The 1,471-nt window shown below is 57.6% G+C and carries 1 rRNA gene; it reads right to left on the bottom strand.

Going from position 1 to position 1,471, the window contains the following annotated elements:
- A 16S ribosomal RNA gene (locus N536_RS0135795) occupies positions 1 to 1,430 on the bottom strand; the annotation flags it as partial.
- Between the last annotated feature and the right edge of the window lie 41 nt (positions 1,431 to 1,471).

The raw sequence follows: 1,471 nt of genomic DNA, 5'->3' as shown, positions 1-1,471 counted from the left end.
CGAGGGGTTAGGCCACCGGCTTCGGGTGTTACCGACTTTCATGACGTGACGGGCGGTGTGTACAAGGCCCGGGAACGTATTCACCGCAGCGTTGCTGATCTGCGATTACTAGCGACTCCGACTTCACGGGGTCGAGTTGCAGACCCCGATCCGAACTGAGACCGGCTTTCAAGGGATTCGCTCCACCTCACGGATTCGCAGCCCTTTGTACCGGCCATTGTAGCATGTGTGAAGCCCTGGACATAAGGGGCATGATGACTTGACGTCATCCCCACCTTCCTCCGAGTTGACCCCGGCAGTCTCTTACGAGTCCCCGCCATAACGCGCTGGCAACATAAGATAGGGGTTGCGCTCGTTGCGGGACTTAACCCAACATCTCACGACACGAGCTGACGACAGCCATGCACCACCTGCACACAGGCCACAAGGGAACTGATATCTCTACCAGCGTCCTGTGCATGTCAAACCCAGGTAAGGTTCTTCGCGTTGCATCGAATTAATCCACATGCTCCGCCGCTTGTGCGGGCCCCCGTCAATTTCTTTGAGTTTTAGCCTTGCGGCCGTACTCCCCAGGCGGGGTACTTAATGCGTTAGCTACGGCACGGATCCCAAGGAAGGAAACCCACACCTAGTACCCACCGTTTACGGCGTGGACTACCAGGGTATCTAATCCTGTTCGCTCCCCACGCTTTCGCTCCTCAGCGTCAGTTACTGCCCAGAGACCCGCCTTCGCCACCGGTGTTCCTCCTGATATCTGCGCATTCCACCGCTACACCAGGAATTCCAGTCTCCCCTGCAGTACTCTAGTCTGCCCGTATCGCCCGCACGCCCACAGTTGAGCTGTGAGTTTTCACGAACAACGCGACAAACCACCTACGAGCTCTTTACGCCCAGTAATTCCGGACAACGCTCGCACCCTACGTATTACCGCGGCTGCTGGCACGTAGTTGGCCGGTGCTTCTTCTGCACATACCGTCACTTGCGCTTCGTCTGTGCTGAAAGGGGTTTACAACCCGAAGGCCGTCATCCCCCACGCGGCGTCGCTGCATCAGGCTTGCGCCCATTGTGCAATATTCCCCACTGCTGCCTCCCGTAGGAGTCTGGGCCGTATCTCAGTCCCAGTGTGGCCGGACACCCTCTCAGGCCGGCTACCCGTCGTCGCCTTGGTAGGCCATCACCCCACCAACAAGCTGATAGGCCGCGGGCCCATCCCACACCGCAAAAGCTTTCCCCCACCAGCCATGCAGCCGGAGAGGTGTATTCGGTATTAGACCCAGTTTCCCAGGCTTATCCCAAAGTGCAGGGCAGATCACCCACGTGTTACTCACCCGTTCGCCACTCGTGTACCCCGAAGGGCCTTACCGTTCGACTTGCATGTGTTAAGCACGCCGCCAGCGTTCGTCCTGAGCCAGAATCAAACTCTCCAAACAAAAACAACCCATGACAAGCACAGGTGAATTCGAATCAGAAA

Origin of the sequence: Mycobacterium sp. URHB0044 (genome assembly GCF_000620625.1) — a bacterium.
Lineage (GTDB): Bacteria > Actinomycetota > Actinomycetes > Mycobacteriales > Mycobacteriaceae > Mycobacterium.
This window is presented reverse-complemented; position numbering and strand designations above follow the sequence as displayed.